The following is a 23,235-nucleotide window of genomic DNA, read 5'->3' on the forward strand; positions in this document are numbered from 1 at the left end:
TAATCCCGTTGATTTATGAAATTTACAACAATGCCCTGGATCAATCTACCCGGCTTCCTGCTCTGCCTGTTGTTAAGTAGTAATGGTTTTGCCAAGGATATTTATGTTTCCATTAAAGGAAATGACAAAAATCCCGGTACAAAAGAAAAACCTTTCGCTACATTTAAAAGAGCACAACTGGCGCTCAGGACCATCAGAGGAGCGACAACAGTATATGTTCGCGGTGGAACCTATTACTTCACCTCTGCTGTGGTTTTTACTGCACAGGACTCCCGAAGTCCTATGGAGGGAGTGACTTATAAGTCCTACTCCGGAGAAAAGGTAAACCTGAGTGGTGCCCGTGAGTTGCAGTTGAAATGGGAAAATGCTAAGGGTGGGATAAAACGGGCTAAGGTATCAGAAGAGATCGCTTTTGATCAGCTGTTTATCAATGGCAAGCAACAGCGCATGGCGAGATACCCCAATTACAACCCTGACATCCGGTTTTTTGGTGGTGGTTCTGCCGATGCCATTAGTCCGGAAAGGGTAAAAGGATGGAATCATCCCGAAGGAGGTTTCATTCATGCCCTGCATAAACACGAATGGGGCGGGTATCAATACCTGATTTCCGGAAAAGACCAGGAAGGGAAGCTGACCCTTGAAGGTGGTTTCCAGAATAACCGGCAAATGGGGATGCATGATAAATACCGTTTTGTAGAAAACATCTTCGAAGAGCTGGATACTGCAGGAGAATGGTATTTTGATAAAAGAGAAAAGATGCTGTATTTCTATCCTCAGCAGGGAACCGATTTGAGGAAAGCGCGTGTTGAAATCCCGCAATTGAAATCGCTTTTTGAGTTTCGGGGGACAGCAGAACAGCCGGTAAAGAACATCCGGATTGAAGGCATGGAACTTCGTCATACGCTTCGGACTTTCATGGAAACCAAGGAACCCTTGTTGCGCAGTGACTGGACGATTTATCGTGGAGGCGCGGTAGTGATGGAAGGCGCAGAGCATTGTGTGATCAAAGATTGCTTTTTCAATACCGTTGGCGGAAACGCCGTGTTCATGAGTAATTACAACAGGAATAACCTGGTCTCGGGCTGTCATATTGCTTTTGCCGGAGCGAGTGGCGTTTGCTTCGTCGGCGATCCCAAAGCCGTTCGCTCCCCTAGTTTTGAATACGGAGAGTTTGTTCCATTAAACGAAATAGACCGGGTACCGGGACCAAAAACAAATAACTATCCTGCAAACTGCAGTGTAGAAAATACCCTGATGTATGGCCTGGGTAGTGTAGAGAAGCAGGTTGCGGGTGTGGAAATATCGATGTCTATGGACATTAAGGTGAGCCATAACACCATTTACGATGTACCCAGAGCAGGTATAAATATCAGTGAAGGAACCTGGGGCGGTCACCTGATTGAATATAATGATGTTTACAATACCGTGCTGGAATCCGGAGATCATGGGGCTTTTAATTCCTGGGGCCGCGACCGTTACTGGCATCCGGATTATCAGGTGATGGCCGGTATTGCGAAGGATAATCCTGCATTGATCACTGCAGATGTGATTAAGCCGATTGTCATCCATGATAACCGTTTTCGTTGTGATCATGGATGGGATATCGATCTGGATGACGGTTCCTCGAACTACCACATTTACAATAATGTTTGTCTGAATGGAGGTTTGAAACTTCGCGAAGGATTCTTCAGAACAGTAGAAAACAATGTGATTTTAAACAATTCTTTTCATCCTCATGTATGGTTTGATCGAAGTGGAGATGTATTCAGACACAATATTGTGACCCGCAATTATTTTCCGATCCGTGTAAATGACTGGGGCAAGGAAGTTGATAGGAATCTTTTTCCGGATCAACAGGCACTTGAAGCTGCCCAAAAAGTGGGTACAGATGCTCATTCCGCGTATGGGGACCCATTATTTGTTCATGCGGGGATTGGTGATTATCGGGTAAAACCAGGCTCTCCTGCGCTTAAGCTGGGCTTTAAGAATTTCCCTATGAATGAATTCGGAGTCAAATCTCCCGCTTTGAAAGCTTTGGTCAGTCCGGTAAAATTGCCGGTATTAATTTCAGAAATGAAAAGCGAAGGTCAGGACAATTATGAGTTTTTGGGGGCAAAGGTTAAAAACCTGAATACCCTGGGGGAGCGTTCCGCTACGGGAATGTCTACAGAAACCGGGGTACTGGTACTGGAAGTTCCGAAGAAAAGCATTCTTTATGGGAAGTTACAGGCCAATGATGTGGTTTTGAAATTTAACGATGCTCCGGTGAAAAACATGAAAGACCTGATGACGATTCAGATGGGTTTACAGTTAAGCCAGAAAGCGATGGTTGAGGTCTTTAGAAATCAGGCTTTGAAAAAGATTGAAATATCCTTAAAATAAAAATATCAGCCCCTTTTCTCTGACGCAATTATCTTTCGAGTCTGCAGAAGGGGCTGATTTCGTTTTCTTACAATACCCGCCTTTTTGGGCTCCCTAAGTTTGTCTTAACAAATTTAAGGAACCATGAAACATTTGATTATTTATTGTCACCCAAATCCAGCCAGCTTTAATCACGCCATTAAAGAGTCGGTGGTTCAATATGCGGCAGCAGCAGGACACGAGATCCGAATCCGTGATGTCTATGCTTTGAACTTTGATCCGGTGCTTACCCCCGCAGATATTTTGTCATTTAAATCAGGTGCTGTACCGGAAGAGATTTTTGCAGAACAGGAACATCTCCGTTGGGCCGAGCTGGTTACGATTATTCATCCGGTATGGTGGACCGGTATGCCTGCTCTTTTAAAAGGATATTTTGACAGGGTATTGAGTTATGGTTTTGCATACCGTTACGGAGAGCAGGGGCTGGAGCAATTGTTAAAAGGCAAGGATCTTTTGATCATCAATACCGTCGGATCAGAAGAACAGAACTATATAGATAAAGGCATCTTCGATGCCATGAGAACCGTAGCTGAAAATACATTTTGTTTTACCGGTATGCGGATGATCGGACACCATTTTTTTCCGGCTGTGATGACCTGTGATGAAAGGACGAGGAAGGGTTACCTGGAATCATTGGAGCTAACGGTTAAAGCAGCATGAGGAAATTGCAGAAAAAATCCCGTTGAATAAGTTTCAACGGGATTAAATATGAAGTAAAATCAAGTTTTTCTAATTGGATTTTAGTCCAGTAAAGTCCAGCTTCTTTTGGTTTGAACCTGTTGTACTACCTGCTGTTCTGCAACCACAATATTCTCTTTGCGCTGACCAATATACTCCAGTGTACCTAGTTTGTTCCAAAGGGCAACCATGACTTTCAGGAATTCTTCGGTCATGTTCATCGCAGCATAAATATTCTGATGATCATATACCATCTCAATCATTTTCGCAAGTATTTCTTCGAAATTTCCTGGTGTAACGTCTCTCCATTCATAGAAATATTTCAACATTTCCTCTCTTTCTCTGGATTCTACCAGTTTTATTCCGGTAAAGAAGACGTGGGCAAGATTTGAACAATAGCCAACGATATATACCGGGGATTGCTGATAGCCAAAATTTCTGTAGTTGAAAAAGATCTGGGCGATATAGTCCAGCAATTTTTCGGAAAGAAGCCTGATGTTTCTTCCTAATGGGGTAATGGAATCCTTTCCGGTAGTTTTATCGATGATTTTGAAGGCCGCCAGCTGCAGGTCATTGATGAGACTGCTAAACAGTTCATAATACCTTGTTAGGCTGGGATGGCTGATTACGCTGCTACTTGGCGGGATATAATTGTGGTTAATGGATATCCGGCCACTTTCCATGATCAGTTGTCCGATAGTCAGGTGGTAACTGTCGGCTGCCTTTGGTGCCATTTCTGTAGCGGGCAATATCGTAATGCTGTAATTTTTGGAGATATCAGGATACCTTGGCGGATTGTCTTCCGGATCCGGATTTCCTGAGGGTACCCTTTCAAAGGGGTTCACCATTAGCAGAATGTTGAAAAGTGTTACCCTGGAATGGTCTATATTTTCACTACTGAAATACTGGCTGTAAGTCAGCTGATCTTCAAAATTAGAGGAGCTTGCAATATCGATCCTGCACCCTTCAGCAGTGATTGCGTTGCAGTGTCTCACTTTGATCTCAATATGGTTGGTTGCTTTTTCCATGATTTCAATATCATGTGAAAGGCGTTGTCCTGCAAAAGGGGGAAGCAAGCCATAATTGAAATGGTTAATAAATACAGAACTCGCATCTCTGACAAAGTCCTGGTTAAACTGATCTGTAGCAATAAAATGATTGCTGGAAAGCTTCATGCCGTCCACCCAGTTAACGGGCTTATATTTTAATGGTGAAATCATAGTCTTTGGTTATATAAAAATAGATTCATCACCTATTTTCTCTGGTTTATTAACGTTTTCAGAAACTCTTTTTGCGTAAATGGTCATTTTCTCTGTAATGCCATTGTTGATGATATCGAGGTCAGGATCAATAAAAATGTTCTTCTTAAAGAAAGATGTTTTAATAAAAAAGATCCATTTAAAGGATTCAAAATCCTCTCCCATATATTTAACCGGGGCTTTGGGGAATTTCAGGTTATAATCCTCAATGAATTTATAAAACCATTCTCCGAACACCATATTCTCGGGTGCTTTGGCTTTCACTTTCAGGGGTTCAGGATCATTGGTGTTTTTATACAATTCCAGTTCAAGAACGAGCATGCGGTCAAAATCAAGATGATCTAAATTGATGTTCAGCGGGCTTGAAGGGTATTGCCAGATTTTGTAGATTTCTGTCGGAATGCTGATAAGGGCTACATAGGCCCACCAGAATAAAACCGGAATAAAGAAAGTGAGCAGACTGGTTGCAGCCCAGATGCCAAAATGAATATCGCTAAGCCAGTTGAAGGCAAGCTGAAAAAGGTAAAAGCTGAGCAGGCAGCTAATTAATATCGCAAATATTACAAAGAACTTTCTCTCCAGTAATTCAGTAGGATAGTATTTTGTAAAAAGGTATACAAAAAGGATCCCCAGTCCTATAAAATAAATCTGGCAGATGATATATCCCCAGGGCATAAAATCAAAGCTTAAAAAACCTAAAAATCCTGGAAGAGCGAGTGAAATGCTGAGTACTAAAATGCTTACTATCAGTTTTTTGTTATTTAGAAATTGATTTTTCTTATTGACAATAGATAATAGGGCAGCAGATACGATGAAAATTAAAGGAAAGAGTAAATAACGCAGGAAAAATGATTGAACGTCCATTAAATAGTATTTGATGTTTTATGCTTAATCTGTTAACAAATATAGTACCTTAAATTTTTAAATATAAAAATGGTATAATTATTAGGGTATGTTGGTTTAAGTATGCGGTAAATAAATATATGAAACAGAGTCTACATTTAAAAAATGATCTCCAAACAGATTTTAAGGCAGTTGCTTTGGCTGCGGAACTGATTGAAGCCGGGGATTTTGAAGCCGACCAGATTGCCGTCCTTCCTGTTGGTCCAAGAAAACGGGCTTTTGCAAAAGAAATAGGGGATCATACTTTTTATTATTCAGACAGTAAACGTAAAGATTGTATCAGTATTGAAAGCAATCAGGAAGGTTTATATGACATGTTGCCGGAAGGCCTGTTTCACAACCCGCCTACCGGAAGTTCAGGGATGTCTGAAGAGCAAATGGTTGAAGATGTTCAGCTTAGACGAGCAGAGGAAAAGGATTCCAGAAAGTTCTTTATGCCTTTTGAAGCGGAGCTTAATCAGCTGAGGACCATTCTGGAACTTTATGAAAACAGACTGGATAAAAAAACCACTTACAGTGACCTGACCAGAATCTTTGCCGCAGAATGGAACGAGTTTGAATTGTTCGATAGAGAACAAAGCATTATATGGATGCATCTGTTGCCGGTAATTCATCAGAAACGGAATGATGTTGTTTTCCTGGGGCAACTGCTTTCCGTTCTTTTTAAGACTCCGGTGGAGGTGTTGATGAAACAATCCAATATTAAGCCTAAGTTAATAGACGAACATATGCAGTTTAAACTCGGTTTTGGCGCGCTTGGAATTAACTCGATTATAGGAAATAGCTTTGAGACCGATGAAGAGGAGATCGTTATTAATATCGGGCCTACAGACACCCACCGTTTGCTGAACTTTATGCCCGGGACAGCTCATTCCCGTATTATAGACCTCGCGGTATCTTATCTGGTCCCGGTAGAGACTGAAGTAAAGGTAAACCTTCTTGCCAGTTCCTCTAACCGGGTAGGATCTTTAGGTGCAGAGAGTGAGCATTCTTACCTGGGTTTTACGGTTTACCTTTAGTCAAGGATTAACCGGTAGTGAATGTTCATGGTACTGCGGATTTCAAGTTTTGATTTGGTCAGTTCCAGCATGGACTTCCATTCCTCTTTGCTCAGTTCATTCTGTTGATTTGGAGTAATGACAATATCCGTTGTTTTGATGAAGCCTTCTTTGGGGTTTGGGGTAGACATCAGCCCTTTACGAATGTTAACTGCCTTGATTTTGCTTCCCAGCTCATAAAAGCAGAAATTGATGATGTCAGACTGAGTCACTAACCTGTTGCCGGTTGTAAGGCCATACTTATAAGCCTGAACCCTGTTTCCGGCATTTAACCTCGAACGTCCACCTTTAGAATTACTTAATAAAAAGAGGCTTTCCGGCATGACTTTGCTACTTTCAAAAGACTGCAGGTGACTACCGGAACGGATCTGGTTCCCCATTTCCGCATTGGTGGTCCAGAATTCAAGAAACATGATGTCTGCATTGTTCAGCGGTTTTACGATGATATAGTTTAAAAGCTCTTTGATCATGCTTAGCTGAGCCTTTGTTTTCTGCTCGATAATGGAGATGTTCTGCTCCAGATCTTTCAGGGAGCTATTTAAAAAATCAGATCCGTAAGCAGAAAAAGCCGCTTTTTCATCTCTTAACAGTTCAAAAAGATAATCGACTACTTCTTTAGCATTTCTGCCGTCAAAGCGTTCAGAACCACCATAACGGATAGAGAAAGAGCCCACATTCCGGTCGTCATAATGGGTGTGCGGGATCTCCGTATAGGTATTGCCTAATTTGTCGCTAAGGGTATGAACGGATAAGAACTGATCGTGGTCCTGTAATTTAACCGGGATGATATTGGTCATCATTTTTAGCCGGTGCTTAATGTCGAATATCCTTTTGTTGACTACCGGAAAGGCATTGGTCGAAACATGAAGCTCATCCAGCATGACCTCAGATATGGCGGCAGGAAACTGTACTTTAAACCAGAGGATTGGTTTTTTAAAGTTAACCAGACTTCCGGCCTGAAATGCATTTTCAAACTCTTTAGGATAAAGCTGCAGGTAAGGGTGCGGAAGAAAAATATTTTCATCATCAATGGTTAGAAAACGGCTGGAATAAAATGCCTGGACATCCTCATTGAGTAAATTGAGTACATCGTGTTTTTCAAAAGGCGATTGGAAATTATTTTCAGGTTCCTGATGAAACTTATTCAGGGAAACGTTGACCGGGCTGTTGTTTACTGACCATCTGGATAGGGATAACAGGTCGTAAGTATGGTCGTTTACCACATAGTTTCTCCAGTCAAAGTAAAAGCTCATTCCTTTAAAAGTGCTCAATCCGGGGCTGACTTCCAGCCCGATATACATGGTGTTACTTTCCAGTGTATTCCCGGGAATCGTATTGCTAAGCAGTAATTTATTATGCTGCCCGTCAACCTGAAATAAGTTGCTTCCACTGGCCAGGTAGGTTACGCCTGCATTGAATACTTTTACCGGTTTAAGTGGGCTGAAAAATACATCTATTGCGTTTTCCTTATTCGATTCATTTTTATCTTTTAGCTTTTTCCGGTGAAAAAACTGTGTTTTCGTATCAATGGTCTCTATCGCCTCAAATGGTCTTGCATGAAGGATGGCATGGGCAGGAAGGGCGGAGGTCAGTGTGTCTGAAGCAAGTATGCGGGATATTTTATCGAGTATTCTGTTTTCCAGATTTTTAACGTCATTGGAAACGTTGAATATTTCCGTGCTCAGGGCTTCTATGATCAGTTTAACCAGCGGATCAAAGTCGTTAGTATTTTTTATTCCCCAATAGTCGCGGGCATTTTTAAGGATTCTATTTCGGATTTCGTCCTTTGAAGAGTAGAATATGTTTTTCATCTGTTAGAGAATGATTATTTTGATAAATTATTGGGACTGTCTATAATTGTGTGCACAGTATCCTTAAAATAGAACAATTCGACTTAGCTGGATAATGGGCTTAAAAACAGACCGGTGTTGAAATAATATTTTTCTCCTGTTATATTCATTTTTCCCCAGATAGAGATATCTACCTTTTTCTTAATTTCTGTAACATTTCTGATGGAAAATATCTTCTCTACCTCACTCATTTTAATTTCAACCTCTACCTGGTACAGTCTGGGCTCATAATTCGTGATAGAGCGGAGCAGAGATTGCCTGAATTTTTCTTCCCAGGTGGTTTCACTTACAATTAATTCGAAGTCCAGATCCCAGATTTCGCACCCGAAATTCCTGTTATGCCGGTGTTCTCCATATCTCGTAAAAATGATTAGTTCGATGTTTTGAGAAATAGATTTGCCTATATCGGTTTCTTTCAGATCCTTGTTTTCAAAGATGTTTTTTAATCGAAATGGTTTATTATATAAGAAATCAGACATCGCTTTATACTTAAATGGAACAATAATTGGTAAAACGTTAATCAATATTACGTCCAAAAAATCAAAATTTTGAAAATGTTATCGTATTTAAAAACTTAATATTACCTAATGCCTAACCAATCCCCCTACTATGAAACCAATCAACGCTCAGGAACTCAGTAAATCTTACCGGCTTTTTGTCTTGAACTTTATTTTGCTCACGTCTTTTGCGATCCTTTGCGTATACCTGTTTTTTGTTGCTTCAAAGTTTGAATACCAATTGCTGGAAAAAGAAGTAAAGCAAACGGAAATGCTCCTTTCTAAGAGAAAAGAAATCAATACCAATTTTGATGTCATTTTGCAGCGTTTCCAACAACTTTCCAAATACACCTCTATAGGTTCTGCTGAAATGAATAATCAGGCGATTATGCTGGAAGACATTCAGAATAAAAATTTTAGAATCAGAGAAATCATCAAGGAGCAGAAATCTGAAGCCAGTAGTTTTCAATTGTACAAAAAGATGACCGACGATGTTGCGCAAATGGCCAGCATTCAGGATTCTTTGTTTGGAACGAAATTTCAAATCGCGAATCTGAAGAGCCAGCTGGAGTCTTGTCTCAGAACAAACCAGGCTGCAACGAAAAAACTGAAATCGGGAATTTTTAAATAAGCAAGATGATTAAGCTGAGTATAAAAGAAAGAAGAGAACAGTTTCTCTTTTTTATAGGAATTTTTTTGTTTACCGCTGCTTTGCTGAGCTTCGGTCTTTTTCATGATTATGGTCATGGGAGGGTAGTTTCCAAGCAGGATTTAGCTGATAAGCTTTCCCAGAATGCTGAATTCGAAGCCACGGTAAAAGATCAGCGGGCCACAGTGGATACCACTTATAAACAAATCATCAGGTTTGACCCTGGTGTACAGGCAGTTTTCCTGGAGAATGACATCAAAAATTCTCTCAATTCCATTAAATCCAATTATGAGAGAAGGGCTTCAGACCTGCGCTATAAGACCTTCCTTCAGGCTTCGCAATTGTATACCGATCTTTTTTATGATAGGAGAGAGTTGAAGGGAAATAATAATGATATGGAAGGTCTAAGCAACTCTCTAAAGGATTGTAAGCTATCTACCAATCAGTTGAAACAAACCATGGGCAACCAGAAATAAACCAACCAAAAAAATAATCAAACCACAAGAATATGGCCGACACGACTACCAATGGAAAATCAGTGAGCAGTAATTCGCAGGGATATATATTTCTGTACATTTTTATTGCCATACTCGTTCTCGCAGCAATTATCTTTTTCTTTAAGAGCTCTGTATTTGATAAACGCAATGTTGATGCGAGGATCTTAAAAGACGAGATGTACCTTAATGAAGACCTTGTATTTACCGATAATACAAGAAATGCCAAAAAATGGCTTTGGGAATTTGGCAATGGGGCCAAATCAAATACACAGAACGGAAGCTACCGTTATTTAAAACCGGGTTCTTACATCGTGAGGTTAACCGTTGACGGAGAATTGCGTGAACAGTTTCCTGTAAACGTAAGAGACACCGTTGTTGCCGCAATTGATACTTTAGTGAGTATTAACGGACCTACATCCGGAGTGGTGAACGAGGAAGTGAGGCTGGAAGCGGAAGGAAAAGCAGGCTTATATGAGTGGGCTTTTGGAGAAACAGGCCGTGTAGATGTGAAGGGAAGAACCGCTTTGTATACTTTTCATGAGCCCGGGCAATATATGGTGAAGCTGACTACAGATAAAGGTCACAGACCGGTTTACCATACCATCTTCATTACAGATCCGAATGCAGTAATTGATACGGAGCTGGTATTGCCCGGAGAAGGGGAGCGTAAAGTGATTGATGACATCAGGGCGAGGTTACAGGCCATAGCCAATGGTGCAGACTTCAATACCAATTATTACTACCTGACCCGTAAGTATATGTGTAACAGTGAGAAGGTTACCGTTGCTGTGGAGCAGGATAACGTTAAAAAGTCAAGCGACTTTTATTCTTATTGTATGGGATTAACCTTTGGAGGTGAGATCGTTGTAGACGAAGCACAATTGACCATCAGCCCTACTTCAAATTGTGCCATTCTGGTAAATATCAAACAACATTCAGCCAAGACCGTAAAATAACTATTTATGAAACGAATTATCTCTCTATTTGTACTCATTACCCAAACTGCGCTTGTAATGGCACAGTCGCCGGCAGCATTTGGGAAAAAAGTAAAATATATGCCCAAGGCTTTCGAAAAGCCGTCCCCAACCACTGATTTAGGTTCAGAAGGCAAAGCCACAAATTTACCCTGGATTGTTTTTTCCGACAGGGATGAAAATTATACCACTACTGCACCCGGCGGAAGTCTGATCATGAAGAAACTGAACTTTATGGAGCCTTTCTATGTATCCAAAGAAGAAAACGGGTACTTAAAGCTGATCAAATATAAAGCAGGAATGATCAGGGGCAGAAAAATCAATGATAAAAAGAGTGCCATCAGTTATGGCTGGATTCCAAAATCCAAACTATTGCTTTGGCAACGTTCTTATTCCAACCAGAAATCCGGTTATCCGGAAAAATCTATTGCGGTGATCAACGGAAAGATGCCGATGACAGAGTCCAGGTTCTATTATGATCAGACAGATTCTGCTTACGTGTACAGCTCTCCGGAATTGAAACAACGGTCGGCAAAAGTAAGGCTTCATGAAATCACTTATATTTTCAAAAAATCTGAAGATGGAAAGAAATACCTCATAGGGAATGAAGATCAGCTGATTGCAGATAGTGCCAGAAAAAGTATTTATGGATGGATTGCAGCTGATGCGGTTCATAACTGGGGAAACAGGTTATTCATTTCTCCTTTGCAAATGGATTCTTACGAACAAAGTGACTCCGTTTCTTTTGCCCTTCATGGCGTACATATGGACCCGCTATTGGGTACTAATGACGTGATCCTGAGAAGCTCACCAGTTGTGGCTGATGAAGGTAACGGACGTTTGGTTTTGGGTACTGCAGCAGATGTTTATAATAAGTCTGATAATAAGCTGATTACCATCAGTGGTTCTCCATTGCCGTATCTGAGCTATCTCGACCTGAGAAAGAATATCCATAAAATCAATGTGGTATTTGTGGTGGACGGCGGAAGTCCGATGACGAAGTATTTCTCCGGTTTAACAAATACCATACAATCTTTTGAGAATGTTTTCAATGAGTATGGTAAAAAACATACGCTAAGCTATGGGGCAGTGGTTTACAGAGATGGGGTGAGTTGCGCCACAACAGGGATTCTAAGTTCTCCTTCTTTATCTCCTGACTACCGCAAGCTCATGACCTTCCTTTCAAAAGAAGCAAAGAAAACAGAAGGATGTAATGGTCGTATTGCACATCAGCCGGTTTACGACGGGATCAAAGCCGGATTGAACCTGTTGAAAAACCATCACAATGAAACCAACCTGATCGTATTGATCGGTAGTACCGGGAATGAAGCCGCGACAGAATATCGTGTGAATCAACTGACAGAGGATTTTGCTCAGGTAGATGCCCGGTTACTGGCCATTCAAATGTATAGCGATTACGATCAGCTGTTCAATAATTTCGTATTACAATCTAAAAAATTAGTCTCTGAGGCTGCGGTATATGCCGCAGACAGAAAGAAAAGATTTCTGGTAAAAGGAGAGGGCTTAAACAGCACACAGGCTTATAACACGAGTCAGTTGGATTCGATCTCTTATTATCTGGATTATCCAAAAAACAGTCTGGTGCAGGGTGGGGTAGTTTTCCCAACCAAAGGTTCAGTAAATTCTGCAGAATCAATGAATGCGGCCCTGAAACGTTTCATCAAAGAAACGGACCTGGATATTAATAGCCAGATCAGCTCTCTGGATAGTGCATTCCGTTTAACCGGAATTGAGCGTAAAAACCTATCTGTTACTGTAGAATCCCAGTTAGAGGCTCCGGTTTATGGAGATGTGGCAGATAAAATGCCACATAACGGGTTCAAATACTATATGACCAATTCTGTTCCTGAAGATATTGTAGCTAAGAATAAATCGTTATTACAATATGCCGTGGTTTTAAATACCATGGAATACAAGCAGTTGAATGATATTTTTTCTTTGATGATCGGTCAGAACCTTCAACCGGATCAGTCGTCTTTCAGGAGTAAACTGGTAAAGAATTACATCAATATTCAGCGTCAGCTATTGGATATGGAAATCTCTAAAGGAGACATTAAGGCGATGAGCCTTGCAAAATATTTCAGAACTGTAACGGGTTTGCCGATACAGAATGAGCTGCTAAATAAGTACACGGTAGTAGATCTGAAAAGAAAAAATAAAATGCCTCAGGTTGATTTTGAGAACTATTTGAAATTCCTGATGAGTTCCAGCGAAAGGGTGAAAAGAAGCACTCAGGTTGGTCAGCAGTTTATCTCAAACGGAAAGACTTATTATTATGTAACAGAGCAGAATTTTATAACGCCTGTTGAAAAAGCAAACCCTTAGTATTTAGATTATGAGCCTTACAAATATCAGTGAATCAGTAAAATTGGCGATCAGGGTGGCACAATCCCTGGCTAAGGAATACCATAACCCGGAATTTACTGCGGCACACCTGTTAAAAGGATTGATGCATAAGGATGTGGGATTGAGAAGCTTTTTAACTTCCATTGGAAAGGACGAGGAGTACATCAGCGAATGGGCGGAAGTCAGAATTGAAGAGCTGGACAAAACGGCTGCCGCTGCAGATGAGGTAAAGGGAAGCCCCGAGATTGCTAAAGTTTTCGAAGAGGCGGATCACATCAGGATCAAGCTTGGGCTGGACCTGATTACCCCGGTATGTATTCTTACTGCATTGTGTAAGCCAACTGTCGGGTTTAAGCCGGACCAGTTGAAATCCTTCCCGATCAAGGAAAGAGAGTTGCTGGATTTATATATCAAGGACGAAGAAATCCAGCAGGTGGTATCACCAGCCGGAGCAGCAGGTAAGGAAGCCAAAACATCAGGAGCAGCGTCGGCGCTTCACAAGTATTGTAATGACCGGATAGCGATGGCCAGAGATGGAAAAACGGATCCTATCATTGGAAGAGACAGGGAAGCGCGAATGATCATGGAGATTCTTTGCAGGCGTACAAAACCGAACGTGATCATTACCGGTGATGCAGGGGTCGGTAAAACAGCACTTGTAGATGGCTTTGCACAGGATGTGATTGCAGATAATGTTCCTGACTTACTGAAGGGGGTACAGCTTTTTGAACTGGACCTGGGTTCTTTAATTGCCGGAGCTTCCTATAAGGGAGAGATTGAGGATAGGTTAAAGAACATTTTGAAAGAGATTAAGCAGTTTGATAAAGCGGTTTTGTTTATTGATGAGATCCATACGCTGCTGGATAATAAAGGTCCGATTGGCGGCGGTGTAGGCAATTTGCTGAAACCGGAACTGGCCAGAGGAGAGATTACGGTGATCGGGGCGACAACCATTGATGAGTACCGCAAAATCATAGAGCCGGAACAGGCTTTCAGCAGGAGGTTTGAAGTGCTGCAGGTGAATGAACCCAATGAAGCTTCAGCGATTAAAATGCTGGAGAAACTGAAAGAAAAATACGAAGAACATCACCAGCTGAAAATTCAGCCGGACGCTATTCCGGATTGTGTACGACTGGCAAAGCGTTATATGAAAGACAGGCGTCTTCCGGATTCAGCTTTTGATTTGCTGGACCGTACCATGGCAGCCATGAAAATGATGAATGATACATCCGATAAAGTTTTAGAGGAATTATCGACCAGGCTTACTGAATTGGAAAATGCAGAGGGGGAAGAGGAAATCCGGCTGGCCGATTACAGGTGGCTGTACAGTCAGATGCAGGATAAGGTGAGCCCGGTGCTTCTTGGTCAGCTTACCGACGAGACACAGGTAGAAGCCTTTGAAACAATTGAAGAGTACCATGACTATCTGTCCAGAAACATGACTGCGTTAAAATTGCTTGCCGGACAAAAAACAGATGAGGTACATAAACAGGATATTGCTGCTGTCGTTTCTTATAAAACCGGAATTCCTTTAGGGAAAATTCAGGCTCAGGAAAAGGAAAAGCTGCTGAATATGGAGCAATTTCTGAAGAGAAGGGTAGTGGGGCAGGATCAGGCGCTCAGAGCAGTGTCTGATGCAATTCTGGAATCACGGAGTGGTTTAAACAAAAAAGGACAGCCGATTGGATCGTTCTTTTTGTTAGGCCCGACAGGGACCGGTAAAACGGAACTGGCGAAATCCATTGCAGAGTTTCTTTTTAATGATGAAAAGGCAATGATCCGGTTTGACATGTCTGAATTCAAGGAGGAGCATTCTGCTGCATTACTTTATGGAGCGCCTCCAGGGTATGTAGGGTATGAAGAAGGTGGTTTGCTGGTGAATAAAATCAGGCAGCAACCTTATTCGGTTTTGTTGTTTGATGAGATCGAGAAGGCACATCCTTCGGTATTTGATACTTTTCTTCAGATCCTCGATGAAGGCCATATGCACGACAGACTGGGAAAAGAAGGTGATTTTTCCAATTCCCTGATTTTATTTACCTCCAATATCGGGAGCGAGTGGATTGCCGAGCAGGTGGCTAAGGGAGAAATCCCTACCTCACAACAGCTGATGGAAATTATGGCCCGCCATTTCAGGCCGGAATTTTTAGCCCGTTTATCTGAGATTGTTCCTTTTGCGCCGATTTCTGAGCACAATGTGGTCCGGATATTTGAAATTCAGCTAAAGAGCTTAATTGAAGCATTGGACAAGCAGGGGATTGCTTTTGAGATAGAGAAGGAAGCTGTAAAAATGCTGGCTTTAAGTGGTTTTACCCCTAAATATGGGGCGAGACAGCTGTCTGGAGTAATCAGAAATGAGCTGAGAAGGCCGATTTCCAAATATATCATATCAGGAGAATTGAAGAAAGGAAACGTGATTGTCATAAAAAAACACGAGAATGAGGAGCGCCTGGTATGGGAGATTATCGAACAAAGTGCAGTAACTGAGCTGGAAAACAAAATATAAGTAATTAATGTTTTCTTAATTAAATTCAATATTTTTAATAATTAAAGATCTTAAACCCTTAAATATCAATACTATGTTTAACTATGAAATTGGCGGTAACGAAAGAAAAATCGATACCTCCGAAGCGTTTGCAGACATTGCCTATAACAAAACTTTATTCATACAGAAGCTGACCGACAATGAACCTATCAAACCTGAAAAAGTAGAGGGTTTAAAAACTGTTCAGGAGGTTTTTAACCATTACAAGCCGAAGGTGAATGTGGCATTTGAAAGAGAAGACGGTTCTACGGTACCTGAAACACTTCATTTCACAAATCTTGGCGATTTTGCCGTAAAAAATATCATTGTTCAAAGTAACCATTTGAGCAATGTGAATATTGAAAGGGAAATGTCCCTGAATGTGATCAAGCAACTGAAGTCTAACAAGACTTTAAAAGCGACGCTTGATGACGAAGAAACTAAAAGTGCTTTTATAAGTGCTTTGAAAAATTTTGTAGCTGAATTAGAAGAGAATAAATAATTCAGTGATCCCAGAGAACGATTTAAAAATATTAGCATGGCAACTCCAGAAGAACAAAAAATAGCACAGGATTCATCACAGGAAACGGCGTTTAAGCCGGCAGAAAAGCAAAGTAAAGCTAAGCTTTCCCTTCAGGAGAGTTTAGATAAACTGGCCAGGGTAGGTGGGTTTGATTTGTTGGAAGCAACAGTAGATGGTTTACAGAATTTAAATCCGGAAAGAAAGGCAAGGAAACAGATCTTTTTGACTGGTGATGAAAAGAAAAAGGAAAGAGATGAACTGAAAAAGAAAATCCAGCTTTGGATTGATGTATTGGAAGATTCGGATTCTGTGGCTTCGATGGTAGATAAGAGTACAGAAAAATTAAAAAACGCAGAAGAAAACCTGAATAAGAACATTGCTTCGGCGTTGGAAAGCACTAAAGAACTGGAGCAGGCTTACCGTTCTGTAAACCTGTTTTACCAAAATACAGAGGCAGACAAGGTGAAAAATGTGATCATGATGAACGCTTCTATGGACCAGATCAAAGATCTGGATAACCCAAGGTTTATCGATTATGTGAGTGATGAGCTGAAACAAAAATACGATAGGCTGGATCTTCGCGAAAACTACTCTTTAATGGTAATTCCAGGTTATATGGGCTCTAATAAGGTTGTAGAAAAATGGAGTAAGATTGCCTACGACAACAAAGCGATGCTGGTTACTGATTTCGCGGATCTTGATCAGCCTGATGACGTGATTGATTTGTTTACCTCTGCCAACTTAACCGGTGGCGATGCTTTCAAATCAAATACCATCATGACTTGTAACTGGTTAGTAGGCCGGGGTAAAGTAGCAGAAGTGGGTGAAGAGGATGACCTGACTGTGCCCGGATCAGCAGCTTTGGCCGGTAAAATGTATTATACATTGATGTCGCAGGTGACTGCAGGTAAAAAGCATGGTGCGATCAACGATGTGGATGGTGTGAAATTCGACCTGAAGAAAAGCGAAATCTCCCACCTGGAGCGTATTGGTTTAGTGCCCATGGTGAACGAATATGGTAAAGTAATGGCCTTCTCTGCTAAAACGCTGTTTAATGGAGATAACATCGGATTACAGACTTATTCTGTTGTTCGTGTGTTTGACTATGTAACCAAAGTATTGTTCGACTTCTTAAACAGAAGGGCTTTCGAAAACTGGACTTCTAAAACAGAACAGGACCTTCGCGGACAGATTGTGAAATTCCTGGATAGCATTCAGGGACCTGAACGTCTGATTGAACGATTCAAAATCATGCGTTTTGAACGTGATGAAGTACAGAAAGATAAAATCCATCTGGATATTCACATTACTCCTTATTTCCCTGCAAAAAGTTTCGTGGTGAAACTTGATGGTCAGAAAGGAGAGGATGAAGAAACCACCTGGAGTTCAGAATATGCGCAGCAATAGCCAATAATATTTTTCTTATTTAAAGAATATCCGGACAGATTGAATAAATCTGCTCCGGATTTCTTTTTATACCCGGATTGCATTTCCTGACTTAACAATTTCTTTATAATTTAGCACCTCAATGTTTACTTAGGTTGGGGAATAAATGAAACAAGTATTGATCATCAATGGTGATCCTGAAAAGACTGCTGCTACAAGCCACCTGATCCAGGCTTACCATAAAGGAGCTCTGGAAGCCGGTGCACATGTAAAGGAAATTGCAATTATTGATCTGATCTTTAATTCAAATAAGCAATTCAATAACCGTGTTCCTGAACTGGAGCCGGATCTGAAACGTGCATTGGACCTGATCATGTGGGCAAATCATGTGGTCTTGTTCTGTCCGGTCTATTTGTCTTCTATTCCCACAAGGATAAAAGGCTTTTTCGACCGTCTTTTTATGCCTGACCAGGTTTTTACTTCCAAATTCCAGAACATCAGCAATAATTTCAGCGGGAAATCTGCGCGTATCATCTCCATATTAGATGAAGAGACTTTTGAATATTGGAAACAAGACAAAAAAGTAACCTATTTATCTATAAAAAGAAATGTCTTTGAAAACTGTCGTTTTCATCCGGTACATACGAGTACAATCGGTCAGTTGTATTCGCTTGATAATGATTACAGTAAGAAATGGCTTAGGAAACTGGAGAGCTTTGGATCGAAATTAATGTAGGCCCCCTGTTTAGGGTATTGGCAATATTTTTGTTAATATTGCGGTCAGTAGTAAAAATTTTCACCCAAAAATAAAGTTATGGCTTTCAAAGCAAGATTGAATTTTTCGGGCAAGGAGTATGACGTATTTCATAGTTCTTGTTTCCGGGCGTATAATGGTAATATTCACCTAGTGAAGCCTGGTTATACGGAGCATCTCAATGGCTGTCTGAAAGCATAGCTCAATTTAAACATTATCACACCATTTAAAATAATACTATCATGGCTTTTAAAACCAGATTGACTCTAGGATCCAAAGAATTCGATGTGCTGCAATGCAGTTTTTCCTTAAACAGAGATGTGGACGCAAAAGGACGTCCGTCATCAGGTGTTTATGGTGGAACAATTCACATTGAAGTAGAATCAACAGAAGATACTTCAGTTGTGGAATCAATGGTAAACAATCAATACAAAGCATTATCAGGTAACATCATCTTTAAAAGAGGTGAAGAAGATGCAAAAATGAAAGAACTTTCCTTTGAAGATGGTTATATCATCCAATACACGGAAGGTATTGCTGTTCATGATAAAACTCCTATGACTTTAAGTTTTGTGATTTCTGCGAGAAAATTAAAGCTTGGCAATGCCGAGCATACCAACGATTGGCCAAAGGCTTAATTGTTAAATCAATTCATGTCATCCTGCTTAACCGGATGACATGAATTAGTATTTGAAGAATCAACATGTCGGATTTTCGTTTAGAAGTATTTTATACCGTAGCCAAGCGGCTCAGTTTTACCAAAGCAGCTACTGCTTTGTTTATTACCCAACCAGCTGTAACCAAGCACATCCACGAGTTAGAACAGCAGTATAATAATAAATTATTTGAGCGTAAAGGCAATACGATTCAACTCACTCCTGCCGGAGATCTGCTGCTTAGCCATACCGAAACACTCTTTGCCATTTATCGCAATATTGATTTTGATATGAACACTCTTGTTCATAAAAAAGAAGGTGCCTTAAGTCTGGGGGCCAGTACCACTATTGCCCATTATATTATTGCGCCATTATTGGCGGGATTTAAGAAGAAGTTTGAAGACATCAGGCTCAATCTGGTTAATGGAAATACCGAACAGATTGAAAAGGCCTTGCTGGATAAAGAAATTGATTTAGGTATTGTAGAAGGGAAATCCAAAAATCAGGAAATCAGCTATACGGAATTTATCAGGGATGAAATTGTATTGGTCTGCAGTAAAGACCATCCTCTGGCTAGAAAAGGTGTTTTAACCGCAGAAGCATTGAAATTACATTCCTTTGTGATGCGGGAGCAAGGTTCCGGAACCCGGGAGGTGATCGACCATGCCTTAAAAGAGCTGGGCCTGAAAATGGCTGATCTGAAGATGGAGATTCAGCTGGGGAGTACTGAAAGTATTAAATCTTACCTGATGAATTCTTCCTGTCTGGCATTTATTTCTATTCACGGGCTTGCCAAAGAACTGCAAAACGGAAGTCTTCATATCATCGATATAGCAGGATTGAGTATCGAACGTTATTTCTATTTCATTCATCTTCAGGGAAAGCTGGATGGTTTATCAGAAATATTCTTACGTCATGCCCAGTTGGCCTATAACCTGAGGTAATGGGCGATAAACATTAGCAATTTGACCGCTAAGGCCACGATCCGGACTTTTGTTCCCAATCAATTAAGAGATTATGGAACGAAGTCTGAATACCCGGAAAGTTGTTTTTTTAGCCGCAGCATTGTGTTGTCTGATGCCCTTTATGTCGCCGCCATTGGCTTTGCTGATGGGATTGATATTGGCGCAGGTAATGAAACACCCTTATCTTCATTTAAACCAAAAAGTAACCAATTTATTATTGAAAATCTCGGTAGTAGGCCTGGGGTTTGGGATGAATGTATTTTCTGCGGCGAAGGCTGGAAAAGAAGGTTTTTTGTTTACCGTTATTTCCATTTCAGGGGTATTGGTACTCGGTTTTATTCTTGGCAAGGTCTTTAAAATAGAGCGTAAGACTTCTTATCTGGTTTCTGCGGGAACAGCCATCTGCGGGGGGAGTGCAATCGCGGCATTATCGCCTGTAATGAAAGCGGGAGAGAAAGAGATCTCTGTTTCCCTGGGGATTGTATTTATCCTCAATTCTCTGGCTTTGTTTCTGTTTCCTGCCATTGGGCATTTATTGGGCCTGTCGCAAACTCAGTTCGGAATGTGGTGTGCCGTTGCCATTCACGACACCAGTTCTGTGGTAGGGGCAGCCAGTAAATATGGAGAAGAAGCATTGCAAGTCGCAACAACAGTTAAGCTGGCCCGCGCACTTTGGATTGTTCCGGTAGCTTTTGGAACGGCTTTTCTTTTTAAAAGTGAGCGTTGTAAAATTCAATTGCCTTATTTCATAGGGCTGTTTATTCTGGCCATGCTGGCCAATACTTTTCTTCCTTCAGTGCGGGTTATTGCACCATATATGCTGATGATTGCTAAATCAGGACTGACATTGACCTTGTTCCTTATCGGGACCGGATTGTCTTTTAAGGTGGTCCGTGTGGTCGGCGTCAAGCCATTTTTGCAGGGACTGATCTTGTGGATCGCTATTTCTTCTTTTTCTCTATGGGCAATTATGAGCTTGATTTAACAAAAGAAAGTGTTTTTATTTAGGATAAAAGCAATAAATAAGGGAAATTTAAAAATCTTAAGTTCATTCTTTATTCAGATAGTTATGCAGAAAAATATGGTCACTTTTCGCTTTTTAAGCGAACCTGGAGATGTAAATTTTGGTGGTAAAGTTCATGGTGGGGCAGTGATGAAATGGATTGACCAGACCGCTTATACCTGTGCGGTGAAATACAGCAGTCAATATTGTGTAACCGTTTATGTTGGAGGTATACGTTTTGTAAACCCCATCCATATCGGCGACATTGTAGAGGTCCAGGCCAGGATTCTGTATACGGGAAGAACAAGTATGCATATCGGGGTCGATATCATGACCATTAACCCCAAGACAAAGGTGGAAACAAAGGCAACCCATTGTGTGATTGTTTTTGCAGCGGTAGACGATGCCGGGAAAACAGTGCCTGTTCCGGAATGGGTTCCTGAAACAGAAGAAGAAAAAGCACTTCAGAAATATGCCATCCGCCTGGCAGACATGAGGAAGGAAATCAACCAGGAAATGCAATATTATTTTAACGAGTAGCAATTTATAATAAACATATATAAACATGAATCAAAACGATTATATCCATATTTACGACAGAGATTTACAAAGATTAATTACCGAAATGGAGGCTTATGTCCAAGCGGAAGAAATCTGGCTGGTTGCCCCAATGATTAGCAACTCTGCAGGACACCTTGCCCAACATCTGATTGGGAATTTAAAAACCTTTGTGACCGAGCCGCTTGCCGGTTTTCCATATGTGCGCGACAGAGACGCGGAGTTTAATTCCAGGAGGTTCAGTTACGAAGAACTCCTGAAAGAACTATATGCCCTGAAAGCAGAAGTTATCGAGAGCATTAAGCAGATCGATGACTTACAAGCTCCTTATCCTAAATTGATCAAAGACGTATATGAAGGCCAGACGATTGACTTTATGTTGTGTCATCTACTGGCTCATCTGGCCTATCATACCGGTCAGATCAACTATCATAGAAGATTGCTGAGCACTGCGGCTACTCCAGTTCAAAAATAGCCTGGATCTCCACGGCAGAATTCATTGGCAGGGAGGAGGCACCAAGGGTAGCCCTGGTATGCATTCCACTCTCGCCAAGAATCTCTACCAATAAGTTGGAGGCTTCATTCATCAGTACGGCATGTTTGGTATATCCTGCGGCAGTATAAAAGAATCCCGTGAGCTGTACGGCTTGTTTGACCTTGTCCAGGTCTCCGCCAGCAGCCTGCTTTAATACTGCAAGGATATTTAACAAGGTCTGACGGGTGGCCTGCTTTGCCTGTTCTTCTGTTACCTCCCTGTCTATCATTCCCGGATGTTCGACTTTTCCTGCCTTTAAGGCAATCTGATTGATGAATACCTGTTTACCGGAAATCCGGAAAGGTTTGTAATTTCCTACAGGGGCAGGTGCATCAGGTAGTTGTATATTCAGGGCTTTTAATTTTGCTTCAATACGACCAGGTTTCGGGCTTCCGGATGCCGGGGAGGCAGATAAAGGAGGGATGTCCTTCTTTGTAAGCTGATATCCTTTTGCTGCTTTAGCCAAGGCATGACCCTGCAGCGAAGCGATGTGTAGTTCTCCTTTTGAGGGCCTGTTGCCATCAACTGCAGCAGCAAGAGAGGATGCCCCGAATACAGTATTTCCCTGAGGAATGGACTTGTCGATTTCTGATGTACCCATGATGCCGGGAGAGATAATCGTCATCCCATGTACGGCAAGGGTATTCCAGAAGGACAATATTGCCCCTTCTCTCCCTGCTCCGCTTCCTGCCGACATAAACACGGTTGCAGGTTTTCCTTCCAGTTTATGTGCAGTCCAAAGGCCAACGGACTGATCCAGAAAGTAACGCATATCGGCAGACATGTTTCCGAAATGAACTGCTGAGCCGAAAGCAATGCCATCATATTCAGGTAATTCATCAATTGTTGCATAAGGAATGTTGGCAAAATCCTGTTTCACCTCATTTTCCAGGGGTTTGATTCTAGGAACCTGTTTTAATACGGCCTTAGCTCCAGGTAGCTTTTCTATTCCGGCGGCCATCTCTTTTGCCATTTTATAGGTTCCACCATGCTCCGTATTGAAAAGGACCAGAACCTTTATTTCTGAATCTGTGCTTGTCATTTTGTTTTGCGCTTTTAGTAATGAACAGCTAAACAGGGAAAGCAGTACAAAAATGCCTGTTTTGATGCGCATTGAATTTATAGAATTCATGTGATTATTGATTTATAGGCACAAAGGTCTGGAATACCTGATGTCT

21 protein-coding genes are annotated in these 23,235 nt (G+C 41.2%); 16 read left to right on the plus strand and 5 right to left on the minus strand.

Features of this window, described 5'->3' with window-relative positions:
• Nucleotides 1-15: 15 nt before the first annotated feature.
• Complete coding sequence (locus BFS30_RS15855; protein ID WP_069380186.1) at nucleotides 16-2,382, plus strand: PDZ domain-containing protein; 2,367 nt, start codon at nucleotides 16-18, stop codon at nucleotides 2,380-2,382.
• A gap of 123 nt (nucleotides 2,383-2,505) precedes the next feature.
• The gene (locus tag BFS30_RS15860) at nucleotides 2,506-3,081 is read left to right on the plus strand and encodes an NAD(P)H-dependent oxidoreductase (RefSeq protein WP_069380187.1); all 576 of its coding nucleotides are present in this window, start codon (nucleotides 2,506-2,508) and stop codon (nucleotides 3,079-3,081) included.
• Between the two features lie 80 nt (nucleotides 3,082-3,161).
• Here BFS30_RS15860 and BFS30_RS15865 read toward each other — a convergent pair whose 3' ends face one another.
• Together BFS30_RS15865 and BFS30_RS15870 are read right to left on the minus strand one after the other, a co-directional pair.
• Entirely contained in the window at nucleotides 3,162-4,319 is a 1,158-nt protein-coding gene (locus BFS30_RS15865; protein ID WP_069380188.1) for a hypothetical protein, read from the minus strand.
• Between the two features lie 9 nt (nucleotides 4,320-4,328).
• Nucleotides 4,329-5,222: a TssN family type VI secretion system protein gene (locus BFS30_RS15870; RefSeq protein WP_069380189.1), complete on the minus strand. Its 894-nt coding sequence runs from the start codon at nucleotides 5,220-5,222 to the stop codon at nucleotides 4,329-4,331.
• Between the two features lie 119 nt (nucleotides 5,223-5,341).
• Between BFS30_RS15870 and BFS30_RS15875 the strand changes: the two genes are divergently transcribed.
• Nucleotides 5,342-6,280 carry a type VI secretion system baseplate subunit TssG gene (locus BFS30_RS15875; RefSeq protein WP_069380190.1) on the plus strand — a complete coding sequence of 313 codons (939 nt, stop codon included), beginning with the start codon at nucleotides 5,342-5,344 and terminating at the stop codon, nucleotides 6,278-6,280.
• Here the strand turns inward: BFS30_RS15875 and BFS30_RS15880 are convergent.
• Both BFS30_RS15880 and BFS30_RS15885 read right to left on the minus strand, forming a co-directional pair.
• Complete coding sequence (locus BFS30_RS15880; RefSeq protein WP_069380191.1) at nucleotides 6,277-8,130, minus strand: type VI secretion system baseplate subunit TssF; 1,854 nt, start codon at nucleotides 8,128-8,130, stop codon at nucleotides 6,277-6,279. The genes BFS30_RS15875 and BFS30_RS15880 overlap by 4 nt on opposite strands.
• Before the next feature lie 83 nt (nucleotides 8,131-8,213).
• Entirely contained in the window at nucleotides 8,214-8,648 is a 435-nt protein-coding gene (locus BFS30_RS15885) for a GPW/gp25 family protein (protein ID WP_069380192.1), read from the minus strand.
• A 130-nt stretch (nucleotides 8,649-8,778) separates the two neighbouring features.
• On the opposite strand from BFS30_RS15885, the gene BFS30_RS15890 reads away from it, so the two are divergent.
• The 13 genes from BFS30_RS15890 to BFS30_RS15950 all read left to right on the plus strand — a co-directional run bounded on the left by BFS30_RS15890 (nucleotide 8,779) and on the right by BFS30_RS15950 (nucleotide 21,997).
• Nucleotides 8,779-9,297 carry a type VI secretion system TssO gene (locus tag BFS30_RS15890; RefSeq protein WP_069380193.1) on the plus strand — a complete coding sequence of 173 codons (519 nt, stop codon included), beginning with the start codon at nucleotides 8,779-8,781 and terminating at the stop codon, nucleotides 9,295-9,297.
• Nucleotides 9,298-9,302: 5 nt separating this feature from the next.
• Complete coding sequence (locus BFS30_RS15895; RefSeq protein ID WP_069380194.1) at nucleotides 9,303-9,791, plus strand: type VI secretion system transmembrane protein TssO; 489 nt, start codon at nucleotides 9,303-9,305, stop codon at nucleotides 9,789-9,791.
• Nucleotides 9,792-9,823: 32 nt separating this feature from the next.
• A complete protein-coding gene (locus BFS30_RS15900; protein ID WP_069380195.1) occupies nucleotides 9,824-10,768 on the plus strand; it encodes a PKD domain-containing protein in 945 nt (314 codons plus the stop codon).
• Between the two features lie 6 nt (nucleotides 10,769-10,774).
• Nucleotides 10,775-13,132: a type VI secretion system protein TssR domain-containing protein gene (gene tssR, locus BFS30_RS15905; RefSeq protein ID WP_069380196.1), complete on the plus strand. Its 2,358-nt coding sequence runs from the start codon at nucleotides 10,775-10,777 to the stop codon at nucleotides 13,130-13,132.
• A 10-nt stretch (nucleotides 13,133-13,142) separates the two neighbouring features.
• A complete protein-coding gene (locus BFS30_RS15910) occupies nucleotides 13,143-15,659 on the plus strand; it encodes an ATP-dependent Clp protease ATP-binding subunit (RefSeq protein ID WP_069380197.1) in 2,517 nt (838 codons plus the stop codon).
• A gap of 73 nt (nucleotides 15,660-15,732) precedes the next feature.
• Nucleotides 15,733-16,179 (plus strand): hypothetical protein, encoded by a 447-nt coding sequence (locus BFS30_RS15915; RefSeq protein ID WP_069380198.1) that lies wholly within the window; start codon nucleotides 15,733-15,735, stop codon nucleotides 16,177-16,179.
• 36 nt (nucleotides 16,180-16,215) lie between these two features.
• Complete coding sequence (locus BFS30_RS15920) at nucleotides 16,216-17,607, plus strand: DUF5458 family protein (RefSeq protein ID WP_069380199.1); 1,392 nt, start codon at nucleotides 16,216-16,218, stop codon at nucleotides 17,605-17,607.
• A 145-nt stretch (nucleotides 17,608-17,752) separates the two neighbouring features.
• On the plus strand, nucleotides 17,753-18,322 hold the full coding sequence (locus BFS30_RS15925) for an NAD(P)H-dependent oxidoreductase (RefSeq protein ID WP_069380200.1): 570 nt from the start codon (nucleotides 17,753-17,755) through the stop codon (nucleotides 18,320-18,322).
• A gap of 260 nt (nucleotides 18,323-18,582) precedes the next feature.
• The gene (gene tssD, locus BFS30_RS15930; RefSeq protein ID WP_083252077.1) at nucleotides 18,583-18,978 is read left to right on the plus strand and encodes a type VI secretion system tube protein TssD; all 396 of its coding nucleotides are present in this window, start codon (nucleotides 18,583-18,585) and stop codon (nucleotides 18,976-18,978) included.
• Between the two features lie 65 nt (nucleotides 18,979-19,043).
• Nucleotides 19,044-19,940 (plus strand): LysR family transcriptional regulator, encoded by an 897-nt coding sequence (locus tag BFS30_RS15935; protein ID WP_069380202.1) that lies wholly within the window; start codon nucleotides 19,044-19,046, stop codon nucleotides 19,938-19,940.
• A gap of 73 nt (nucleotides 19,941-20,013) precedes the next feature.
• A complete protein-coding gene (locus BFS30_RS15940) occupies nucleotides 20,014-20,946 on the plus strand; it encodes a YeiH family protein (RefSeq protein WP_069380203.1) in 933 nt (310 codons plus the stop codon).
• 84 nt (nucleotides 20,947-21,030) lie between these two features.
• Complete coding sequence (locus BFS30_RS15945; protein ID WP_069380204.1) at nucleotides 21,031-21,504, plus strand: acyl-CoA thioesterase; 474 nt, start codon at nucleotides 21,031-21,033, stop codon at nucleotides 21,502-21,504.
• 25 nt (nucleotides 21,505-21,529) lie between these two features.
• Nucleotides 21,530-21,997, plus strand: coding sequence for a DinB family protein (locus BFS30_RS15950; RefSeq protein WP_069380205.1), 468 nt, complete (start codon nucleotides 21,530-21,532; stop codon nucleotides 21,995-21,997).
• Here the strand turns inward: BFS30_RS15950 and wrbA are convergent.
• The gene (gene wrbA / locus BFS30_RS15955; protein WP_237028590.1) at nucleotides 21,978-23,189 is read right to left on the minus strand and encodes an NAD(P)H:quinone oxidoreductase; all 1,212 of its coding nucleotides are present in this window, start codon (nucleotides 23,187-23,189) and stop codon (nucleotides 21,978-21,980) included. The genes BFS30_RS15950 and wrbA overlap by 20 nt on opposite strands.
• Between the last annotated feature and the right edge of the window lie 46 nt (nucleotides 23,190-23,235).

Source organism: Pedobacter steynii, from assembly GCF_001721645.1.
Taxonomy (GTDB): Bacteria; Bacteroidota; Bacteroidia; order Sphingobacteriales; family Sphingobacteriaceae; genus Pedobacter; species Pedobacter steynii_A.